This window comes from Phaeobacter cretensis (assembly GCF_047372505.1).
In the GTDB taxonomy this organism is placed as follows: domain Bacteria; phylum Pseudomonadota; class Alphaproteobacteria; order Rhodobacterales; family Rhodobacteraceae; genus Phaeobacter; species Phaeobacter cretensis.
Genome location: NZ_JBKBEU010000001.1, coordinates 2,425,043 through 2,447,240 on the forward strand (window position 1 = coordinate 2,425,043; position 22,198 = coordinate 2,447,240).

18 protein-coding genes and 1 tRNA gene are annotated in these 22,198 nt (G+C 54.9%); 18 read left to right on the forward strand and 1 reads right to left on the reverse strand.

Annotated elements, in window-relative coordinates; translation table 11 throughout:
- Positions 1-2 precede the first annotated feature (2 nt).
- From ACEWZM_RS11565 to ACEWZM_RS11605, 9 genes are all read left to right on the forward strand, one after another.
- Entirely contained in the window at positions 3-1,088 is a 1,086-nt protein-coding gene (locus tag ACEWZM_RS11565; protein ID WP_414006569.1) for a branched-chain amino acid ABC transporter permease, read from the forward strand.
- Positions 1,085-1,852, forward strand: a complete 768-nt coding sequence (locus tag ACEWZM_RS11570) for an ABC transporter ATP-binding protein (RefSeq protein WP_414006570.1) — start codon at positions 1,085-1,087, stop codon at positions 1,850-1,852. The genes ACEWZM_RS11565 and ACEWZM_RS11570 overlap by 4 nt, the downstream gene beginning before the upstream one ends.
- The gene (locus tag ACEWZM_RS11575) at positions 1,852-2,625 is read left to right on the forward strand and encodes an ABC transporter ATP-binding protein (RefSeq protein ID WP_414006571.1); all 774 of its coding nucleotides are present in this window, start codon (positions 1,852-1,854) and stop codon (positions 2,623-2,625) included. The genes ACEWZM_RS11570 and ACEWZM_RS11575 overlap by 1 nt, the downstream gene beginning before the upstream one ends.
- Before the next feature lie 71 nt (positions 2,626-2,696).
- Entirely contained in the window at positions 2,697-4,634 is a 1,938-nt protein-coding gene (locus ACEWZM_RS11580) for an AMP-dependent synthetase/ligase (protein WP_414008017.1), read from the forward strand.
- A 45-nt stretch (positions 4,635-4,679) separates the two neighbouring features.
- Positions 4,680-5,840, forward strand: a complete 1,161-nt coding sequence (locus ACEWZM_RS11585) for an ABC transporter substrate-binding protein (RefSeq protein ID WP_414006572.1) — start codon at positions 4,680-4,682, stop codon at positions 5,838-5,840.
- A gap of 170 nt (positions 5,841-6,010) precedes the next feature.
- Entirely contained in the window at positions 6,011-6,928 is a 918-nt protein-coding gene (locus tag ACEWZM_RS11590; protein WP_414006573.1) for an MBL fold metallo-hydrolase, read from the forward strand.
- Positions 6,929-7,171: 243 nt separating this feature from the next.
- Positions 7,172-8,836, forward strand: a complete 1,665-nt coding sequence (locus ACEWZM_RS11595; RefSeq protein ID WP_414006574.1) for a tetratricopeptide repeat protein — start codon at positions 7,172-7,174, stop codon at positions 8,834-8,836.
- Positions 8,837-8,979: 143 nt separating this feature from the next.
- Entirely contained in the window at positions 8,980-9,969 is a 990-nt protein-coding gene (locus tag ACEWZM_RS11600) for an NADPH:quinone reductase (RefSeq protein WP_414006575.1), read from the forward strand.
- 138 nt (positions 9,970-10,107) lie between these two features.
- Positions 10,108-10,182, forward strand: a tRNA-Gln gene (locus ACEWZM_RS11605).
- 125 nt (positions 10,183-10,307) lie between these two features.
- Here the strand turns inward: ACEWZM_RS11605 and ACEWZM_RS11610 are convergent.
- Complete coding sequence (locus tag ACEWZM_RS11610) at positions 10,308-11,321, reverse strand: LacI family DNA-binding transcriptional regulator (RefSeq protein ID WP_414006576.1); 1,014 nt, start codon at positions 11,319-11,321, stop codon at positions 10,308-10,310.
- Positions 11,322-11,586: 265 nt separating this feature from the next.
- Between ACEWZM_RS11610 and ACEWZM_RS11615 the strand changes: the two genes are divergently transcribed.
- From ACEWZM_RS11615 to ACEWZM_RS11655, 9 genes are all read left to right on the forward strand, one after another.
- Positions 11,587-12,888 carry an extracellular solute-binding protein gene (locus ACEWZM_RS11615; RefSeq protein ID WP_414008018.1) on the forward strand — a complete coding sequence of 434 codons (1,302 nt, stop codon included), beginning with the start codon at positions 11,587-11,589 and terminating at the stop codon, positions 12,886-12,888.
- Between the two features lie 77 nt (positions 12,889-12,965).
- Positions 12,966-13,847, forward strand: a complete 882-nt coding sequence (locus ACEWZM_RS11620; protein ID WP_414006577.1) for an ABC transporter permease subunit — start codon at positions 12,966-12,968, stop codon at positions 13,845-13,847.
- A gap of 10 nt (positions 13,848-13,857) precedes the next feature.
- Positions 13,858-14,739 carry an ABC transporter permease subunit gene (locus ACEWZM_RS11625; RefSeq protein WP_414006578.1) on the forward strand — a complete coding sequence of 294 codons (882 nt, stop codon included), beginning with the start codon at positions 13,858-13,860 and terminating at the stop codon, positions 14,737-14,739.
- Between the two features lie 12 nt (positions 14,740-14,751).
- Positions 14,752-15,798 (forward strand): ABC transporter ATP-binding protein, encoded by a 1,047-nt coding sequence (locus tag ACEWZM_RS11630; protein ID WP_414006579.1) that lies wholly within the window; start codon positions 14,752-14,754, stop codon positions 15,796-15,798.
- A complete protein-coding gene (locus tag ACEWZM_RS11635; RefSeq protein WP_414006580.1) occupies positions 15,795-16,796 on the forward strand; it encodes an endonuclease/exonuclease/phosphatase family protein in 1,002 nt (333 codons plus the stop codon). Before ACEWZM_RS11630 ends, ACEWZM_RS11635 begins: the two co-directional genes overlap by 4 nt.
- A 136-nt stretch (positions 16,797-16,932) precedes the next feature.
- Positions 16,933-18,003, forward strand: a complete 1,071-nt coding sequence (locus ACEWZM_RS11640) for a bifunctional transcriptional activator/DNA repair enzyme AdaA (protein WP_414006581.1) — start codon at positions 16,933-16,935, stop codon at positions 18,001-18,003.
- 106 nt (positions 18,004-18,109) lie between these two features.
- Positions 18,110-19,630, forward strand: coding sequence for a 2,3-bisphosphoglycerate-independent phosphoglycerate mutase (gene gpmI, locus ACEWZM_RS11645; RefSeq protein ID WP_414006582.1), 1,521 nt, complete (start codon positions 18,110-18,112; stop codon positions 19,628-19,630).
- A gap of 44 nt (positions 19,631-19,674) precedes the next feature.
- Positions 19,675-20,802, forward strand: coding sequence for a murein hydrolase activator EnvC family protein (locus ACEWZM_RS11650; RefSeq protein WP_414008019.1), 1,128 nt, complete (start codon positions 19,675-19,677; stop codon positions 20,800-20,802).
- A gap of 3 nt (positions 20,803-20,805) precedes the next feature.
- The gene (locus ACEWZM_RS11655) at positions 20,806-22,149 is read left to right on the forward strand and encodes a S41 family peptidase (protein WP_414006583.1); all 1,344 of its coding nucleotides are present in this window, start codon (positions 20,806-20,808) and stop codon (positions 22,147-22,149) included.
- The last annotated feature ends 49 nt before the right edge of the window (positions 22,150-22,198 follow it).

A 22,198-nucleotide genomic window follows, 5' to 3' on the forward strand; every position in this document is an offset into this window, starting at 1 on the left:
GGATGCGGATTCAGTTCAAAACGAGCTACGATCACGACATTCGCCTGTTTCCCGACCGTCATAGTCTACTGATTTATGGCGCACTGATGGTGCTGGCACTGCTCCTGCCGATGCTGATCAACGAGTTTTATATCGGTGAAGTCACCAATGTTCTGATCTGGGCGGTCGCCGGTTTGGGGTTGATGTTGCTAACTGGGCAAACCGGACAAGCCAGCCTTGGCCATGCGGCGTTTCTGGCGATTGGTTGCTACACGAACACAATCCTGATTGAACAGGGATTGCCTTTCGTACTTGCGTTTCCGCTGGCAGGTGTCTTGACCGGCCTAGTCGGAGCCATCATCGCCATACCGGCGCTGAGGCTGCATGGCATCTACTTGGCAATTGCGACCATCGCTCTATCAATCCTTGCGGATGACATTATCGTTTTGCTTGAACCGTGGACCGGCGGTGTGTCTGGCAAGTTTCCGGATGTGATCAGCCTGTTTGGGATAGAGATCGAACGTTGGACCATGCCCGTGCGGTTCTACTATCTGGTTCTGGGTGTAACGGTCATCTGTACGCTATTTTACCGCAATCTGTTGCGATCGCCCATTGGTCGGGCCTTCGCCGCTGTACGCGACAGTGAAGTCAGCGCCACTGCGATGGGCGTTCATATTGCCCGGACCAAGGCAACGGCTTTTGGTCTGAGTTGCATGATTACTGGCTGGGCCGGGGCGTTGATGGGGTACTATGCCGGTGCTTTCAACAACGAGACGTTCTCGTTGGTGATCTCCATTACCCTGTTGATGATGATCGTGATCGGCGGGCTTGGGTCTATCCACGGCGCATTTTTCGGAGCGGCTGTGGTTGCCTTTCTGCCGCAGGGGTTGTCGATTTTGAAAGACAGTGTGCTGGGCAGCGGTGTCGCGATTCCGGGGTTAGAAACCGGTGTGTTTGGAATGATCCTGATCTTGTTCATCTTGTTTGAGCCGATGGGTCTTTACGGGCGTTGGCTGAAAATACGCATTTGGTTCGAACTGTTTCCCTTTGCCCGCAAAGATATGTTCCGGCGTCAAAAATCCTATCTGAAAACGGAGCGTCTGCGATGAGCCTGTTACAGATCGAGAATGCAACGTTGAAATTTGGCGGCGTGGTGGCGGTCAATGATCTGAGCTTCTCAGTCGAGGAGGGGGAGGTCTACGCCATCGTTGGACCAAACGGTGCTGGAAAATCGACTGTCTTCAATCTGATTTCGCGGTTTTACCAGCCATATAATGGCGGTTTCAGTTTTGATGGGCGCGATTTGTTGCAATGTAATGCAGATGCCGTGGCTGACCTCGGGATCGCGCGGACGTTTCAGAACATAGAATTGTTCGATCATGCGACGGTACTGCAGAACCTACTGGTTGGCCGCCATCGCCATCGGCGTACAACACTGATTGAGGAGCTGTTTTTTGCCCCACGTGTCAGGCGAGAAGAGCGTCAGCATCGTGAGGCGGTGGAAGAAGTGATCGATTTTCTCGACCTCCAACCCTATCGCGACAAGATGATCGCGGGACTCCCGTATGGGGTGCGTAAGGTGGTCGAGCTGGGGCGTGCGCTTGCCTCTGAGCCGCGCCTATTGTTGCTGGATGAGCCTGCGTCAGGGTTGTCGGTGGAGGAGACCCAGGACATGCGCTGGTGGATCGACGACATCCGCAAGCAGATGGGCATCACGGTGTTGATGGTTGAGCATGACATGGGATTGGTTTCGGGGGTGTCGGACCGGGTGTTGGCCCTTGCTGACGGTGCAAAATTGGCTGAAGGCACGCCATCAGAGGTGCAGGCCAATCCAGCAGTAATTGAAGCCTATCTGGGCGCGGGGGCCATGTGATGGGCGAAGCCTTGTTGGACATTCGCAATCTGGAGAGCTTTTACGGGCCTATCATGGCCATACGTGGTGTCTCACTGTCGGTCGCCGCGGGTCAAATCGTTACTGTGCTGGGCGCGAATGGAGCAGGGAAATCAACTCTGCTCAAGACAATCTCCGGTATCATGGATCCCGAAAAAGGCACCGTCAGTTTTGACGGAACGGAGATCCAGGGCGAGGAGCCGCACCGTATCGTCCGCCGAGGCGTAGTGCATGTACCGGAGGGGCGTGAAGTCTTTCCGCTTCTCACCGTTGAGGAAAACCTGACACTGGGCGCCTATACCCGCAGTGATCATGGAGAGATTGAGCGCGACCGCCAGATGGTGTTCGATTACTTCCCGATCCTTGCGGAGAGACGAAATCAGGAGGCGGGCACCTTGTCGGGTGGTCAGCAACAGATGTTGGCGATTGGGCGGGGCCTTATGCTGCGACCGCGTATCATGCTGCTGGATGAACCCAGCCTTGGCCTGTCACCTCTGTTGGTGCAGGAAATCTTTGGCATTCTCAAACGTCTCAATCGTGACGAGGGTGTGACCATGATGCTGGTCGAGCAGAATGCGCGAATCGCGCTGGAATTGGCGCATGTCGGGTATGTCATGGAGATTGGGCGCATTGTGATGGGCGGTAGTGCGGATCGCTTGATGGAGAGTGACGACATCAAGTCGTTCTACCTTGGTCATCAGGAAGCGGGGCAGCGCAGCGAGAAACGGTGGAAGCGAAAGAAGACATGGCGCTAACCAGTAAGGTAGCCCGTGATTAAGGTAGCCCGTGATTTAGAGAGAAAATGGACGGAGATATCGATGCGGGGATGGGGACAGCGGTGACACAGATAGCGGCAGCGACTCACAGTAAAGCAGGGTTCGGTAACACGGAGGCTCCGCTTCCGCAGATCGAACTAAACGGTGCGATCTACAACGCTACGCCTGGGCAGAGGCCCGTCATGGTTGATGGTTGCGATACGGTAGCCAAGCTGTTCTCTTTGCGCTGTAACCAGCTGGGGGATCGTACTGCCCACCGAGAAAAGGATATGGGCATCTGGAAGGCCTATTCCTGGCGGCACTACTGGGATGGTGCTGAGAAGATCAGCCTCGGTCTGATGGCTCTGGGGTTGGAACGTGGCGAAGTTGTTTCAATCCTCAGCGAAGACCGCAAGGAGTGGCTCTATCTCGATATGGGCATCCAGTGTACGGGTGCGATCGCTTCAGGTGTCTATACGACAGATTCAGCCCAGCAACTCGCCTATCTGATCAAAGACAGCGGCAGTCGGTTTCTTGTCGTAGAGAATGACGAGCAGCTGGATAAGTTTCTGGAGATCGAGAGCGACGTTCCGCATCTGCGTTGGGTCATCATTCTGGATTGCGACGGGCTGCACGATCTGAGGCACGATAAATGTATGTCTCTTGATGATCTTTATGATCAAGGTACGGCGTTTAAGAACGCCAACCCGACTGCGTTTGAGGATGCTATTGCACAATCCCGACCTGAGGAGACAGCGCTGCTGATCTACACATCGGGCACGACTGGGTTGCCCAAGGGTGCGATGCTGAGCCACGAGAATATCCTCGGAACGATGGAGGCGGGAGCACGCGCGCTTGAAGTGTTCCCGGAAGACGAGCAGCTATGTTTTCTACCGCTGTGTCATATCCTTGAGCGCAACGTTTCTGTCTATTTGCCGATGGCGGCAGGTAGCACAGTGAATTTTGCGGAGAGCCCGGAAACGGTTTTTGACAATATGCAGGAGGTGTCACCTTCGACATTCTTTGCCGTGCCGCGCGTCTGGGAGAAAGTCTATTCCCGTGTTTTGGTACTGGCGCAGGAAGCCACCGGTTTGGGGCGTTGGGCGTTTAATCGAGCGGTGGCTGCAGGTGCAGCACGGGCGGAGTATGTATTGGCATCTAAACCGGTGCCGACTGTCATCGCGCTGCGCTATCGCCTTTGGGATATGTTAGTTCTGCGCAATCTGCGTCGCATGTTGGGTTTAGACCGGCTGCGACGAGGCGGCACCGGAGCGGCACCAATCTCACCGCAGCTTCTGCTGTGGTACTGGTCTATTGGCGTGCCCCTGATCGAGGGATACGGAATGACTGAAAACGCAGGCCTGACTGCTGTGAATCGAGTTTTGTCACACCGTCCTGGGACCGTCGGTCAAGCGGTACCGGGCGTTGAAGTTCGAATTGCGCCGGATGGTGAAATCCAACTGTGGGGGCTTAATAACTTTCAAGGATACTGGCGCAAACCGGAAAAGACCGCCGAGACCTATACCGACGATGGCTGGTTGCGCACGGGAGATGTCGGACGTTTGGATGAAGACGGCTTTCTCACCATTACGGGGCGGATCAAGGATATCATCATTACCGCCGGGGGAAAGAACATCACTCCGGCGGAAATCGAGAGTCGATTGAAGTTCAGCCACTATGTTGCTGATGCGGTGGTGATTGGAGATCGGCGTAAGTTTCTGACCTGCCTTATTATGATCGATCAGGAAAACGTCGAGAAATTTGCCCAAGACCGGAAAATCCCCTTTAGTGATTTTGCTTCGCTCTGCGCAGCAGCTCCGGTGGTCGACCTGATCCGGAGTGAAGTTGATGCGGTGAACAAGGACTTTGCCCGCGTTGAACAGCTCAAGGATTTCCGCCTGATCAATGTTCTGCTCACGGCTGAGGACGACGAGCTGACGGCAACGATGAAACTGAAACGCGGGCTTGTGGAGGAAAAGCACAAGAACCTGATTGATGAGATGTACTGACAAACAGGCGCGACTGCGCCAGGGGAAATAAGGGAGTAAGCGCAGATGAAGATATGGACAGCGAGGCTCGTCGGGGCTGCAATGGCAGTAGGGTTTGCGCCCTATGTACTGGCTGAAACGCAGGGTGTCAGTGACAGTGAAATCGTGCTGGGGTCGGTCAACGATCTAAGCGGGATATTTGCTGCTGTGGGCGTTCCGGCGGTGAATGGTGCCAATCTGCGTTTCGATGAAGCAAATGCAAACGGTGGTATTCACGGTCGCCAAATCCGTTTCGTGGTCGAGGACAATGGCTACCAGATTCCGCGTGCGATGCAGGGGTACAACAAGCTTTTGAACCGCGATAAAGCCTTTGCGATGCTTTTGTCGCTTGGAACCCCAATGAATATTGCAGGTTTCAAATTACTAGACCCCAAAGGCATTCCCAATATCAGTCCGCTAACCGCAGCTCGGCAGATGTTGCAGGACCCGGTTGAAAATAAGTTTATTGGCTTTTCCAGCTACTATGATCAGGTTCAAGCCGGGGTGATCTATTTGGCAGAGGAATTCGATGCCAAAGAAGTTTGCTCGATGTATATCCCATCTGATTTCGGCAAAGAGATCAAAGAAGGCAGTGAGGATATCGCGGCGGAATTGGGGCTGAGTTTTGCGGCCGAGACAACGCATAAACCTGATGAGCTAGATTTTGTTGGGTCATTGACCAAGCTGAAAGCTGAAGGCTGCGACGTTGTCACGATGGCGCTGGGCGTGCGTCAAGGTATTACCGTCGTCGGAACTGCTAAGAAATTAGGCTGGACCGATGTAAAATTCCTCAATACCTCAGCCGGGTTTCTTGAGGTCGTGGCTGCGGTTCCCGGTGGGGTAACCGATGGGCTTTATGCGGCGGCCGGCTGGGCGGACTTAATTGCCCGATCCGACGATGAAGCGCCTGCAAAATTTATCGCTGACTACGATGCAAAATTTGGCCAGCCCGCAGGCGGATTTGCCATGCTCGGGTATAGCGCCGCCAACACCGTAGTGAACGCGTTAGAGGCTGCTGGCCCAGACCTGACGCATCAGAGCTTTATTAGCGCAATGGAAAGCCTCGATTTCTTTGACGCGTTGACCGATACACAGATCACCTACGGACCAGACGACCATCGTGGCGCGGATGTGATTGTGATCTCGGTCGTCGAGAATGGCATCTGGAAAGAGCTTAGCCGTAAGTAAGCGGTCACTGCCGTCCCTAAAGAAACACAGCCGACAGATATATATCTGTCGGCTTTGGCCATTCTGAAATTGGTCTAGGGCAGGCAATATCCAACTGGCTTCGTCTACCGGGCTTCATTTCATGCATACATTCGAATATTATTTCTCACATCAATTGGGAGAGAACAGTCATGGCAGTAACAAGACGACGCTTTGTACAGGGGTTGGGGTCTGGGATGGCACTGGCGCCGTCCGGCCGCGTCTGGGCGGAAACCAAAGTGACGCTTGGCAAGGCCGAGATCCTCAGTCTTTCAGATGGACAAATGCAATTGCCGCCCACTTTTCTATACGGCGATCTCGACCCAGAGATCCTTGCTCCGGTCCTCGCTGAGCACGGGATGTCTCCCAGTGATCAGCTTACACCAGAGTTAAATGTTACGCTGTTGCGAGACGAAGATCGCATTGTTCTCTTCGATACGGGCGCAGGGCCAGCGTTTCAGGAAGGAACGGGGTTGCTTTCAGATGCTTTGGCAGCCGTTGGTGTTAGCCCGGAGGATGTCACTCATGTCGTGTTCACACATTGCCACCCGGACCATTTGTGGGGAGTACTGGATGATTTTGACGAGCCCTTGTTTCTCAATGCCGAGCACATGATGGGGCGACAAGAATGGGACTATTGGTCTGACCCGGCAACGGTTGAAGCCATCGGTGATGAGCGTGCCTCTATGGCTGTGGGAGCACAACGGCGCTTGATGGCGTTGGCTGAGAGGATCAGCCTGTTTCCCGATGGTGCGGAGATCCTTCCGGGTGTCGCCGCTAGGGCGACTTTTGGTCATTCTCCCGGACATATGTCGTTCGAGATCGCTGGCGAACATGACAGTGTGATGGTGTTGGGAGATTCTGTGACTAATGCACATCTTAGTTTTTCCGAGCCAGACTGGGAAATCGCTTCTGACCAAGATCCCGGGACTGCTGCAAAAGTACGGCGCCAGCTATTGCAATGGTTGTCTGCAAAACAAATGAGAATTGTGGGATATCACTTGCCCAATGGCGGCGTCGGTCACGTAGTGAAGGCAGGTAGTGGTTACCGGTTTGTGCCGGAAGCATAGCAAGCTAGCACATTTGAATATTTCAGGTTTTCTAGCAAAAGCGCTCCCATAGCGGGCATTTTCGATGGCGTACAAGAAACTCCACATGTGTGCGCTATTCACACACTTATAATCGCTTAGGTTGTATAATTTTTGATGACATTTATCATACAGTGTGAGATGGTTAATAAGTGGGTAATCAATTTGATCGGAATGAGGGGGTTTAGGTTCCGGTCGCATTGCTAAAGGTATTGGGTTTGGGATATGGAAAATAAACTTAGAATTCGCCATTTCGGCGCGTTTGGAGTTTTTTTGCCTGAAGGAGAAAGTCTTCTCCTCGGGTCAAAGCACCAAGCATTGCTAGCACTGTTGTCTACTGCGGAAGGGGGCGTTCGGACCCGAGCCTTTTTGGAACGGACTCTTTGGAGCCTTGCACAGCCAGAACAGGCAAAAGCCAGTTTGCGAACGGCTCTTTCGACCCTCAGGCGGCATCTCGGATCTGAATCTGCGGCCTTACTTTCCGCGAATCGTGAACGGGTGGTTCTGGATCTCGCCAAGATTGAAGTGGATACCGATCCTAGCCGGGGTGATTTTATGGAGGGGTTCGAACTCCCTCATGAGACGACGTTTGCGGTTTGGTTGGAACAGCAACGCAACGAGCTGACGCGTGCTGATGCGCGAAACCGCGCAGCAACTGGAATGCTACGTGACTATAGCCGTGCCGTGCTTGACAGCCTGTCGCCACCAATCGCTGTTCTTCCTTTTGTTCATCGCGCTCCGGGTGAGGCAAAGTCGCCTCTTGGCGCTTTGCTCTCTGAGGAATTGGTGCGTCACCTGTCACGCAGCCACGCATTTTGTGTGACATCTTATCTGGCGTCACGACAGTTTGACCCGCATCAGGTCCGTCCTAGTGAAGTGTATTCACAGGCAGGGGCAAGCTATCTGGTGTCTGGAACCGTGAATGTTACGGGTCAGACCTACCGCCTTCAGGTTGACCTGCATGACGCTGAGCGTGAGCGCGTGATCTGGTCACGTGATTTCTCTGAATCCTTGTCAGTTTTGACAAGTGGTTCCAGTACCGCGCTTCGGGATGTGACAGCACAAATTGGCTGGACGGTTGTTGGCGAATCTGTGCGGCTGGTTGGCTTCCGACCCTTGTCCAAACACGATAGCCACACGTTGTTAATGGCTGCGATAGCGCTGATGCAGGACATGCAGATGCCCCACTTCAATCAGGCTCAGGAAATTCTTACGGTATTGCTGGAGCGCGAGGTTCAGCATCCGGTAGCACTGACTTGGATGGCGATGTGGCATGTGATGCGCGTGCAGAAGGGCTTCTCAACGGATAGGCAGCTGGATGCACATCTCGCCAATCAGCTCGTCGCAGCGGCTTTGGCGCAAGATCCATCCTTCTCTTTGGCTCTGACGGTTCGCGGACTTATCGCAAGCCATCTGATGTTCCGGTTCGATCTGGCACAAGATTCCTATGATCTTGCCCTGAAGGACAACCCGAACGAGGCGCTAGCGTTGCTATTGAAAGGGACAACTCTCGCCTATCAGAACCAGCCGGAAGATGCAGTGCGCCTGACCGATGCTGCACGCAGATTGTCGCCACTGGGGCCGCAACGATATTACTTTGATTCACTCTCGGCGACAGCCAATCTCGGCGCGCAAAACTATGACCGTGCGGTCAGCCTGGCGGATCGGTCGCTACAGGCAAATCCGACGTTTCCAGCCACCCTGAGAACCAAGGCGATTGCTTTGCAAGCTCTGGGACAGTCAGACAAGGCGCGGGACGTTGTTAAGTCTCTGTTGGATGTGCTGCCTGATTTCAACATAACTTTCTATGAGAAAGAACACGCAGCGGCCAATGCATCTTTTGGCAAGGATTGGAGCAAGGCTCTTCGATCTGCGGGTGTGCCTGCCTGAGTCCGATCGGCGTAAGATGAAGACATTGGGTAATTGATTGCAGTAAGACGCGGAGGGCTTGAAGGTCCGCCGCGTCTCGGCTTTTGTGAGAGGCTATTGTCGGCGCGCGTTCATATCAGTCGTGTCAGTTTGAGAAGGCCCCCATGAAAGCAATCACATATCAAACATTCGGCCCTGCTGAGGCCGTGTTGCGCCTGCAAGACCTACCAGAAACTCCACCAGGCCCAGGTGAGCTGCGCGTAGATTTGGCGTATTCCGGTGTTAACCTCTCGGACGTCAAGGCGCGGGCGGGGGCGCGTGCCGGTGTTACTGAACTGCCTTATACGCAAATCATTCCACATAGCGCTGGATCCGGCGTGATTGCCGAGGTGGGTGAAGGGATCGACCCGAACCGGGTCGGTGAGGAAGTTTGGATCTGGAACGGCCAATGGCAGCGACCTTTCGGCACTGCAGCCGGCTCGATAACCTTGCCTGCAGATCAGGCCGTACGAATGCCGAAGGGGCTGGATCTGCAGCAGGGCGCTATCTTAGGTATTCCAGCGCTCACAGCAGCTCACGCGGTTTTTTCAGCAGGCGACGTCAAGGGAAAGACAGTTCTGGTGCAGGGCGGTGCTGGTACTGTCGGTTATTTGGCGGTGCAGTTGGCGAAATGGGGCGGCGCGCGGGTGATTGCGACCTGCTCTCCTGTGTCATTTGACAGGGTAAGGAACGCTGGGGCCGATGCTGTAGCGGACTACAGCGACGGCGATCTTGCGGATCAGATCCTGGAGGCAAATGCCGGGCGGCTGGTCGAGCATATTGTGGAGGTGGAATTTGGCAAAAATAGCGAGGTCGATTCAGCCGTTATCGCGCCTAACGGTCGTATCACGGCCTATGGGTCTGCGGCGGTGATGTCGCCCAGCCTGCCTTTCTATCCTTTGATGTTTAAATCTGTGACGTTGGAATTGGCGTTAGTGTATCTGCTACCGCCGCAGGTGCGTTTGAGTGCCATAGAGCAGATTAACAAAGCTGCGGGTGATAATGCACTTTCGCTACCAGTCGCCGAGGTGTTTACGCTCGCAGATACTGCGAAGGCGCATGAGGCCGTTGAATGTGGCAAACGAGCTGGATCCATCGTCATAAAGACCAGTTGATCAGGGTGGAATAAGCTGCAGGCTTTAGTTGTTTCAGAGGGTTGATCTAGGGGGCGAAAAGGCAGAAGCAAAACTGCATTTTTTTCTACAAACCCTCTTGCGCCCCCGGATATCTGGCATTAGACAGCCGCTCACCGATGGGGTGTGGCCAAGTGGTAAGGCAACAGTTTTTGGTACTGAAGATCGTAGGTTCGAATCCTACCACCCCAGCCATCGGTTCGGCAAAACAACATAGATTTGTCAACTATGCCTAGCGGTAATGCTGGCCGTCTCCGTAAGCTATTCTGCCACGGCGCGGGATTTTTACCGCAGTGTTTGTGTGGGGCGGTATCTGTGGCTTAGTGGGTGTCGCGTAGGATCATCTCGGCGTCCAGTCGCACGGTTTCTTTGGCGGCTTGTGGGTGATCAAGGCGACTATCCAAGCAGCGCAGAACTGCTGCAACCATTTCGTCGATTGGGTTTCGCAACGTGGTCAGGCGGATGGTTGGCCAGCGTGCCATTTCGATGTCATCAAACCCAACTACCGAAACATCGCTGGGCACCACGCGACCTGTATCTCGCAACGCGCCGAGCGCGCCAATGGCCATCGCATCATTGGCACAGAATATGCCGTCGAAATTTGTGTCCGCGAGCAGCGCTTGGGTGGCGAAGTACCCGCTTTCGGTCGTGTAGTTGCCGGCGGTCTCGCCCGCGAGTGTGATCCCTTTTTCTTCCAGCCCTGCTAGTAGCCCGCTGCGTCGCTCTGCTGTTGCCCCAAATTCTCCGGGTCCGCCAACAAGCGCGATTCTGCAGCGGCCGCGTTGTGAAAAGAGATCTGCGGCCAGTTCTGCCGCCTCGTGATTGCGCAGACAGATATTGTCGACGCCCTCTGCATCGATGATTCGACCGGATGCGATGACGGGGATATGCAGTTTGCTGCAAAGCTCTACGATTTCTGTCGCAAGGCTTCCACTGCGTAGAATCATCGCGTCGAGCGGATAGCGTAAGACCTGAGTAACCGCATCGCGGGCATGATCACCCCCGCCTGCGATCACTACTGGCCATTTGCCAACAGCATTTAAGCCGGCAATTAAAGCTGATGTTGCTTCCTTGTCGTATTCATTGCGCATCTCACCGGCAAACACTGCAACAAGGTTGGAGCGTGCGCCCTGCAATGTGGCTGCCAAGGCATTTGGCTGATATCCCAATTCATGCGCTGCAAGCAGTATCCGCTCACGTTTTTCCTGATCAAGATAGGCGCCTTCGGTGAAGGCCCTTGATACCGCCGAGCGTGAAACGCCTGCGATTTCAGCAACATCTGCTGCGGTTACACGTGTCTGGCGCTTGCGGCCAACCGGCCCTTGTCGTTTCATCTGCTGCCCTTCTCGGGTGAGGTGATTTTTTTATGAAACACCGCAACCCTTGACACAAACGTTACATAGCGCGCCTATATGAACACGTGTGCAGTTCTGGTGCAACGGACAAGGTGCTGGCAAAAGAAGCCGGACGGACAAACGCAGCGAGCCGCACAGGCCCAGGGGAGGCCGCTTCAAAATAACACCATGGATGGCCGTCTCGGCTGCCGTGGGCAATTGAGATCGTTGACCTGAAAAGGCAACGGCAGACCGGAGACTGATGATGAAACGTATTACGTTCACGACCGCTGCGACGCTGGCATTTGCTGCAAATGCTGCTTTTGCTGAAACTGAGATCACGTGGTGGCATGCAATGGGTGGCGCACTTGGCGACACCGTCAACCAGATCGCATCCGACTTCAACGACAGCCAGGATGATTACAAGATCACCCCGGTGTTCAAGGGCACATACGAAGAGACCCTGACCGCTGGCATCGCGGCGTTCCGCGCCGGCGAGCAGCCCAATGTGATGCAGGTTTTTGATGCGGGCGCAGCCACTGTTATCGGCGCCAAGGGAGCGACCATCCCGGTTCAGGATCTTCTGGCCGACAATGGCGTTGATTTTGACATCAATGACTATATCGCTGGCGTGCGTTACTTCTATGCCGACAGCGACGGCAAAATGATTGGCATGCCGTTCAACTCGTCCACGCCAATCATGTACTACAACATCCAGGCGCTGGAAAAAGCCGGTGTTGCTGCACCTAAAACTTGGGAAGAGTTCCAGTCCGTCACCGCCCCGGCGTTGAAAGAAGCAGGCTACACTGCTTTGTCGCAGTCACATCTGCCTTGGATCTTCACCGAAAACTTCCACTCGCGTCACAACCTGCCGTTTGCGACCAACAACAATGGCTACGAAAGTGTCGACACCCAGATCCTGGTGAACAACGACGCGATCAAAGCGCATTTCAGCGCGGTTACGGAGTGGCAGAAAAACGGTCACTTTGAATGGTTCGGCACCGGTTGGGGTGACAACCAGACACCATTTGAAGAAGGCAAGGTTGCTATGTGGTTGGGTTCCTCCGGCTCCTTTGGTGGTCTGAGCAAGAAAGACCTGCCGTTTGAATTCTCTGCGACTATGTTGCCCTATTGGGAAGGCGTAACCACCGAGCCTACACAGACATTCATCGGCGGCGCGTCGCTGTTTGCGATGGCGGGCCATGACGCGGAAGAAAACAAAGCAACGGCGGCATTTTTTGACTTCCTGACTTCGTCCGAGGTTCAGTATTTCTGGCACAAAGAGACCGGCTATGTTCCGATCACCGAAGCTGCCTACGAGCTGGCGAAATCCGACGGTCACTATGACCGTGCGCCTGCTGCCGAAGTTGGCATCCAGCAGCTGTCGCTGCCCGGTGGTGACAATACCAAAGGCTACCGCATGGGCTTCTACGTGCAGATCCGTGACGTGATGAACCGTGAATACGGCCGCATCCTAACCGGTGAAACCTCAGTTGAAGACGCCTTCAAAGCGATCGAAGACGAATCCAACAACTTGCTGGCACGTTTCGCTAAGACCCAAGGCTAATAATCGCAGGGACTTCCCTTAACTTGTGACGGCCGCAGCCACTGCGGCCGTCACGCATTCTAATGAAGAGGCACACCGTGAAACGCGCCGGATTCTCAACCAAGTGGATGCCGATCCTGCTGCTTCTGCCGCAGCTCGTCATTATCGCTGTTTTCTTTTATTGGCCCGCCTGGCATGCAATCCAGTCGTCATTCTACCTGCAGGACCCGTTTGGTTTTGGGTCTACATTTGTCGGGCTGGAGAACTACACGGATCTTCTGGGTAACAACGAATATCGCCGCGTCGCCGTATTCACTTTGGTTTTCACGGTTCTCGTGACTTTCTTCTCTTTGGCAATCGCATTGTTGCTGGCGGTCAAGGCGGACAATGTGCTGCGTGGAGCGCGTACCTATCGGACTCTCTTGATGTGGGTTTATGCGGTTGCCCCGCCGGTGGCAGGATTTATCGGACTGATCATGTTCGATCAGAGTTGGGGGCCGCTCACTCGGCTTGCAGGGTTCTTTGGATGGGATTTTGTCCTTGGGGTGAACTTTGATGACACTGCCGCCGCCATGGTGCTGGTCTCAGTCTGGAAACAGATCCCGGTAAACTTCATCTTCTTTCTATCAGGGCTTCAGTCCATTCCGCGTTCTGTGCGCGAGGCGGCTTTAATCGACAACGGCTCAGCCACGGGACGCTTCTGGGATGTGACCTTCCCATTGCTGGCGCCAACCGGTTTTTTCCTGCTGATCATAAATATTACTTATGCGTTGTTCGATACGTTTGGCATCGTCGATACGCTGGTGAAAGGCGAGCCGGGGAACAACCCTATGACGCTTGTTTACAAGGTCTACGTTGACGGATTCCGTGGCAATGATCTCGGTGGATCGTCTGCACAGTCGGTCATTCTGATGGTCCTTGTCCTGGCACTCACGGTTTTTCAGTTCCGACTGATCGACCGGCGAATCCATTATACTTGAGGGGGCTGATATGGCTGATCAAACACCCGCCCACACGCCGCGCCGTTCCATCAATTGGGGATCTATCGGCGACCATACCGTTCTGATTCTTGGTTCTCTGTTTATGTTGGTGCCGCTGATCATGGTTGTCCTGACAACGACAGTGCCGGATATCGACGTTATTAAATACGGCCCTCAGCTGAAGATTGGTGATCAACTCGACGACAACTTCCAGAAGGCCATGTTTGAGGCATCCGGTTTCTCAGGTGTGAATACTGGCACGCGGATGCTGTTTAATTCATTCGTATTGGGCATTGGCTTTGCCTTGGGTAAAATCGTGATTGCGATGATGGCGGCCTACGCTATTGTCTATTTCCGTCTGCGGTTTGCTTCGCTGGCATTCTGGGTGATTTTCACCACATTGCTTCTGCCGCTTGAGGTACGAATTTTGCCTTCCTATGAGGTCGTGCAGAAGCTGGGGATGTTGAACACCTATCAGGGGCTGATCATTCCACTGATTGCTTCGGCGACGGCGACCTTCTTCTTCCGCCAGTACTTCCGCTCTATCCCCGAGGAACTGGTGGAGGCCGCTCGTATTGATGGAGCAGGACCGGGAAAGTTCTTCATCGATATCCTTGTGCCGCTGTCCAAAACCATGATCGCAGCGATGTTCATCATCATGTTTGTCTTTGGTTGGAACCAGTATCTCTGGCCCACCATGATCACCACTGATGAGGACATGTATACGCTTGTGCGCGGTATCAAGCAGATCACTCAGGATCTCGAAGGTAACAACGTACCTGAGTACGGTCGCGCAAATCTTCTGGCAGTGATTGCCATCCTGCCACCTGTGGCAGTCGTCATTTTCTTCCAAAGCTGGTTCGTCAAGGGCCTGACGGAATCCGATAAGTAAGGACTTCACACAATGGCTCAGGTTACCCTGAATTCTGTACGCAAGGTCTACCCCAACGGGGTTGAGGCCGTCACCTCTTCTAGTTTCAAAATCGAGGCCGGTGAATTCGTCGTCCTGGTTGGCCCGTCCGGCTGTGGTAAATCCACCCTGTTGCGGATGATCGCAGGGCTGGAGGATATCACCGAAGGAACGCTGGAGATAGGCGATCGGGTGGTGAACAACGTCGACCCGGCGGATCGCGATATTGCGATGGTGTTCCAGAACTATGCGCTTTATCCGCATATGACTGTGCGCAAGAACATTGCCTATGGTCTGAAAAATCGCAAAACCCCCGAGGATGAGATCAACCGCAAGGTGGCTGAGGCCGCCAAGATCCTGAACCTCGAAGAATATCTTGAGCGTAAACCCTCGCAGCTTTCTGGTGGTCAACGCCAGCGGGTGGCCATGGGGCGCGCGATTGTGCGCGATCCGGCATTGTTCCTGTTTGACGAGCCCCTGTCGAACCTGGATGCCAAACTGCGCAATCAGATGCGGATCGAGATCAAGGCATTGCAGCGCCGCTTGGGTGTTACATCGATTTACGTGACCCATGATCAGGTAGAAGCAATGACCATGGCGGATCGTATCATTGTTCTGAACGGAGGACGGATCGAACAGATCGGCACCCCGTCAGAAATTTACCACAACCCGGCTTCGGTTTTTGTCGCGTCCTTTATGGGGGCGCCGCCGATGAACCTGATTGATGCGACCATCACCGATGGAAAGGTTACACTGGAAGATGGTGTGTCTATGGGTGTGCTCGAAGGTGCCGCATCTGGTGCTGTCAAACTGGGTATTCGCCCTGAGGATGTGCAGCTGGTCAGCGAAGGTGGTGTTTCTATCGAAGTGGAGCTGATCGAAGAGTTGGGCGCACACCGTTTGCTGCATGGTCAGCTGGGCGGTCAACCCTTCACCATCCACGTTCTGAAAGACATCCCGGTGAAACCGGGACATCACCAGATTGCAGTAGATCCCGCGATCATCTGCCTGTTCGATGCAGAGGACGGCCAGCGGCGATGACAGAGGTACTGGATAGGCTGCCTCCGGTTACACCGGAGATGCAGGCACAGATCCGGCAAGCGCCGCGAACTGCTGCAGCGCACCGCGCTCTCATGGCGGAGGTTCCGGCAATGTCGGGACTTCAATCGGGGGGGCAGGGTCGTCAGGACGCATTGGCCGCTTCGGTGTCGGTCGTGGCCTGGAATGTCGAACGTTGCCTGTTCCCAGAGGATACTGCCAGTCATATTCAGCCATTGGAGCCACAGGTTGTGCTGCTATCAGAGGTTGACCACGGCATGGCTCGCACCGGCCAACGGCACACAACTGAGGCCATGGCACATGCGCTTGGCATGACCTATGTCTTCGGCGTGGAATTCCACGAGCTGGATCTGGGAGGGCCAACCGAGATGGCTTTTTGCGAGGACGATTTCAATCGGTTCGGCTGGCACGGCAATGCCATCTTATCTGCGGTCGCGCCCGAGCGAGTGAAGCTGATAAGGCTCGATGATCATGGCCATTGGTTTTCCTCAGACGAGGTGCCCGCGGACCCTGAACAACCACGGCTTGGCGGACGTATGGCTATCGCGGCGGTACTGCCAACTGATGCTGGACCGATCTGTATGGTCTCCACCCACCTAGAGAGCAACGCCGACGCAGCCCATCGTCACGCACAGTTCGAGCGTCTCTTGCGGGCCATTGACGCGTTTGCCCCGGATATGCCGGTTCTGATTGGCGGCGATCTGAATACGGGCAACCATCTGCCACCAGATTTCGACTGGCAACGCGAGACCTTGTTCGATTTGGCCCGATCCCATGGCTATGACTGGAGCGCAACGCCTGACGGTATCACAACCCGCCCGAGTCTCATAACCCCGCATCCTGAGCGGGAAATGAAACTGGATTGGTTCTGCACCCGTGGCATGCGTGCGACTGAGAATCGGTTGGTGTCATCAGTTGATGAAAACGGTCGCCCATTGTCCGATCACGATGCAGTCTGGTGCCGCGTCACCTTGGAGTGAACGTATTGGGTAGATCATTCTCCGACCGGGCGATCATCTTTTACGTTCAATGCTACGGCATATAAAATCTCTGCCATTGCGAAATCTACGCCTGATTATCGGCGGCATACCAATGCTGTCATGCTAAACAGAGTGCATGTTGTTTGACCTTCCTGACCACGAGACGCTTTATCAAGCGCTGCTAGATCGCCTTGACCGGTATGATGGGCAGGCCTATGTCTGTGTCTCCACAACCGGAATTTTCTGCCGTTTGACGTGCCCGGCGCGCAAGCCCAAACGTGAGAACTGTACGTTCGTCGCCAGTGTTGGTGAATGTATCGAAGCGGGTTTTCGCGCCTGTAAACGGTGTCACCCACTGCGCCCGATGGCGGATGCAGATCCTGCGGTTGCCACTCTTCTGGCTGCCTTGGAAGAACGCCCGAAATATCGCTGGAGCGAGAGCGATATCACGCGTTTGGGACTTGACCTGTCGACTGTACGTCGCAGTTTTAGACGGCAATTCGGAATGACATTCCTTGAAATGGCGCGGCAACGCCGATTGCGGGAGGGGTTCACCGTACTGTCTGATGGGGGCAAGGTTATTGACGCGCAGTTGGATGCGCAATTCGAGTCACCCAGCGCATTTCGTGCGGCTTTTGCCAGATTATTGGGGAGGGCACCGGGAAGTCTCGGGCGCGATGGTTTGTTGTTGGCGGATTGGATCGCGACACCTCTGGGCGATATGATTGCGGTGAGCAGTCAAACTGAACTTCATCTGCTAGAATTTGTGGAACGCAAGGCTTTGAAGGGAGAGCTCGATAAGTTGCAAAAGGCAGTCCACGGCGACCTTGGCATCGGACCAACACCACCAAGCGAGCAAATTCGTGATGAGCTGGGCGCTTTTTTTAACGGAAGGTCAGCCCGGTTTGAAACGCCGCTAGCCTATCATGGGACACCTTTTATGCGGCAGGTCTGGAATGCGCTGCGCGAGATCCCAGCTGGAGCAACGCGTAGCTATTCCGAAATTGCGCGTGAGATTGGCCGCCCCGAGGCCGCCCGAGCAGTGGCGCGCGCCAACGGAACCAATCAGATTGCTCTGGTGGTTCCTTGTCACAGAGTGATTGGTGTGGACGGATCACTGACCGGGTATGGTGGCGGGCTTTGGCGCAAACAGCGATTGCTGGATATCGAACGGCAGTATCGCACACTGGCCAGCCAATCGGCGTGATCCCTATGCCTGATCCTGAACGGTAGGGACGGCGTATCGGCGGTTTCCCAATCCCCGGCAAATCTGTAGAAGGCAGTAACGCTACTCAGAGCTGGAGCCCGAAACTATGCCGACGCCAAAACCTGTTGTCTTGTGTATCCTCGATGGCTGGGGAAGCAGTTATGCTGGGCGTGCCAACGCTCCTGCGCTGGCTAATACACCAACGTTTGATGCGATCATGGCTGAAGGCCCAAGTGCGCAGCTTATCACGCATGGGCCAGATGTCGGTCTACCCAGTGGACAGATGGGTAATTCCGAAGTGGGGCACACCAATATTGGCGCAGGCCGGGTCGTCGCAATGGATCTTGGTCAGATCGATCTTGCGATTGAGGATGGCTCCTTTTTTGAAAACGATGCCTTGCAGACATTTATCGCTAAGCTGAAACAGACAGGCGGTGCGGCACATCTTATGGGTCTGGTCTCCGATGGAGGTGTTCACGGGCATGTCACGCATATCATTGCGGCGGTGAAGGCGATTCGCGACGCAGGAATCCCCGTCTGGCTACATGCGATGACAGATGGTCGTGACGTTGCCCCTAAATCCGCCTTAGGTTTTGTGACTACTCTTGAGGCCAATCTGGCCGACGGCGCACGCATCGCGACTGTAACTGGACGTTACTATGCGATGGATCGGGATAATCGTTGGGAGCGGGTTAGCCAAGCCTACCACGCCCTGATTAATGGCGACGGGCAGCATACAGCCGACACAGCTGCCGACGCAATTACAGCAAGCTATGCCCGAGAGGAACTGGACGAATTCGTCAAGGCCACGGTAGTCGGAGGCTATGGCGGTGTTAGCAGCGGCGATGGTGTGTTCTGTTTGAATTTCAGGGCTGATCGTGCGCGCGAAATCCTACGAGCGATTGCTGAGCCGGAATTCGACGCATTCGATACCGGCCCGCGCCCTGATCTCGCGGCGCTTTTGGGCATGGTGGAGTATTCCGCCGACCACAATAACTACATGCAGACAGTGTTTCCAAAACGGGCGATCATCAACACATTGGGAGCTTGGGTTGCCAAGCACGGTAAACGCCAATTTCGCCTGGCTGAAACCGAGAAATATCCGCATGTGACGTTCTTCCTCAACGGTGGCAAGGAAGACCCCGAGGAGGGTGAAGATCGCGCCATGCCGAAGTCGCCGAAGGTGGCGACTTATGATTTGCAGCCAGAAATGTCCGCTCCCGAAGTGACTGAGCGTTTTGTTGAAGCAATTGAGGCTGGCTATGATCTGATTGTAACCAACTACGCCAACCCGGATATGGTTGGCCATACCGGTGATCTGGACGCTGCGATCAAGGCCTGCGAAGCAGTTGATCAGGGGCTTGGTGCAGCCTTGGCCGCTTTGAAAACTGCTGGAGGAGCAATGTTGGTCTCGGCTGATCATGGCAATTGCGAGATGATGGTTGATCCCGAGACAGGCGGGCCGCACACCGCACATACGACCAATCTTGTGCCAGTCGTTCTTGTGGGCGGACCTGAGGGTGCGCAACTGCGAGAAGGACGTCTTGCAGATATCGCGCCGACACTATTGCAGTTGATGGGGTTGCCACAACCAGACGAGATGACCGGAAAGAGCCTGCTGGTATGAGGCAAGATATGGGCCTCTCCGGATCTGGTTCTATCCGGAAAGTGATGCTGATCTTTTCGATCTGGCTTGCACTGCCGATAGCTGCAGTTGCTGCAGATGATCCTGCACGTGCTGCCCAGCAGGCCGCAAACCAGCTGGAGGCGGCAACGGTCACCCTACAGCAGGCGGAAACGGCGCGTGACCGCGTCGCCGCGCTGACTAAAACCGTTCGTGCATATGAAGCCGGACTTGCGGCGATGCGCGCCGGGTTGCGCCGGGTCGCGCATCGTGAGGGACAGTTGGCGGTCCAACTGAAGGCCCGAGAAGATGAGGTGGCGGATCTTCTTGGTGTGTTGCAGACAATTGAAACATCTCCACCGCCTGTATTAATGCTGCATCCATCGGGGCCTCTTGGTGCAGCGAGGTCAGCAATGACTTTGGCAGAGATAACACCGGCCCTGCAGGCGCGCGCAACAGCACTGCGCCGCGATCTCGAAGAGGTTCAGACGTTGCGCCTTCTGCAGCAAAGCGCTGCGGATACACTACAAGGTGGCCTCAATGGCGTGCAGGAGGCCCGCGTGCAGTTGTCAGCGGCCATTGCAGATCGGACGGGCCTGCCGCGCCGTTTCACACAGGATCCCGTGCGCACCGCTATCTTGATATCCTCTACCGAGACCCTTAGCGGATTTGCTAGCGGGTTGGCTGAAATTGCTGAAGGTGAGATTGTAACGACAGATGCGGATGTCAGCGCCCTTCGTGGTGTGTTGTCGATTCCGGTCGAAGGATTGTTATTGCGTGGCTACGGTGAGAAAGACGCAGCTGGGATCGCCAGACCCGGTTGGTTGGTCGCCGCGCGGCCACGTGCCCTGGTGGAGTCGCCAACAGCAGCTACAATCCGCTATCAGGGACCGTTGTTGGATCTCGGAAATGTGGTCATTCTGGAGCCGCAACCGGACACACTGTTTGTGCTTTCGGGGCTGGCTGAGGTTTATGGAACCATGGGGGAGGTCATCCCAGCCGGAACTCCTGTTGGTTTGATGGGAGGGAAAAACCCGGAAATCGGCGCCATATTGTCACTAAGCGGTGAAGGGGCTGGAACTGACCGCACAGAAACGCTCTATATAGAAGTGAGAATGGACAACAGTCCGGTGGATCCCGAAACCTGGTTCCGCATCGACAAGGATGGAAATTAGTTCATGAGAAAATTTGCGATGGCCGCAGTTGGCGGCACGCTGGCAGGTATCCTTGCCACAACCTATGTAGCTGAGCCACTTCTGGCACAGGAAGGCAGCCGGGAGGCCAGCGTTTATGAACAGCTAGATCTCTTTGGCGACATTTTTGAACGTATCCGCGTTCAATATGTCGAAGATGTTGATGAGACCGAGCTGATCGAAGCGGCCATCGGGGGTATGCTGGCCTCGCTTGATCCGCATTCCAGCTATCTGTCCCCGGACGACGCAGCCAATATGCGCGTGCAGACCCGTGGCGAGTTCGGCGGCCTTGGGATTGAGGTCACGCAAGAAGAGGGCTTTGTCAAAGTCGTCTCGCCTATCGATGGCACCCCAGCGGATGAAGCCGGGATGGAGTCAGGTGACTTCATTACTCATGTTGACGGTGAAAGCGTACTCGGCCTTGCGCTGGACGAAGCGGTTGATCTTATGCGCGGTCCAGTTGGCTCTGAAATCGTGATCACCGTAGTACGGGAAGGCGAGACCGAGCCATTTGACGTGTCAATTATTCGCGACACCATCAAACTCACGGCGGTGCGTGCACGTACCGAAGACGACACGGTTGTGTTGCGTCTGACCACATTCAATGACCAGACAACACCCAATCTGGAGTCGGGACTGAAAGAGCAGTTGGAAGCAGCGGGTGGCATGGACAACGTTAACGGTATTGTTCTGGATCTGCGGAATAACCCCGGAGGTTTATTGACGCAGGCAATCAAGGTAGCGGATAGCTTCCTCAATAGCGGTGAAATTGTCTCAACCCGTGGTCGCAATCCCGAAGACGGCGAGCGGTTCAATGCCACACCAGGTGATTTGGTGGAGGGAAAACCGATTGTGGTTCTGATCAATGGCGGATCAGCTTCGGCGTCGGAAATCGTTGCTGGTGCCTTGCAGGATCACCGTCGCGCAATTGTAGTTGGCACTAAATCATTTGGTAAAGGCTCGGTGCAGACGGTGATGCCGCTAAAGGGCGATGGTGCGATGCGCCTAACTACGTCACGGTACTACACCCCGTCTGGTCGTTCGATTCAGGCGTTGGGAGTCTCCCCCGATATCGTCGTTGAACAACCTCGCCGTGATCCGAATTCAGAAGAGGAAGAGGAAAACACATCCGCTGCCCGCCGCACCCGGTCCGAAGCCGATCTGCGGGGGCGTTTGAACAACGATAGCCTCTCTGAAGACGAAATCCGTCTGATAGAGGAAGACCGTGCCAAGGCCGAGGCTGCAGCGGAACGCCGGGAAGAGGATTATCAGCTAGCCTATGCTATCGATATCCTCAAAGGCTTGTCCAAGCTGGGGCCGGAGAACTAAGCACCCGGCTTTTACGTGTGTGAGTTTGGAACCGCCCCACTACGTTTGG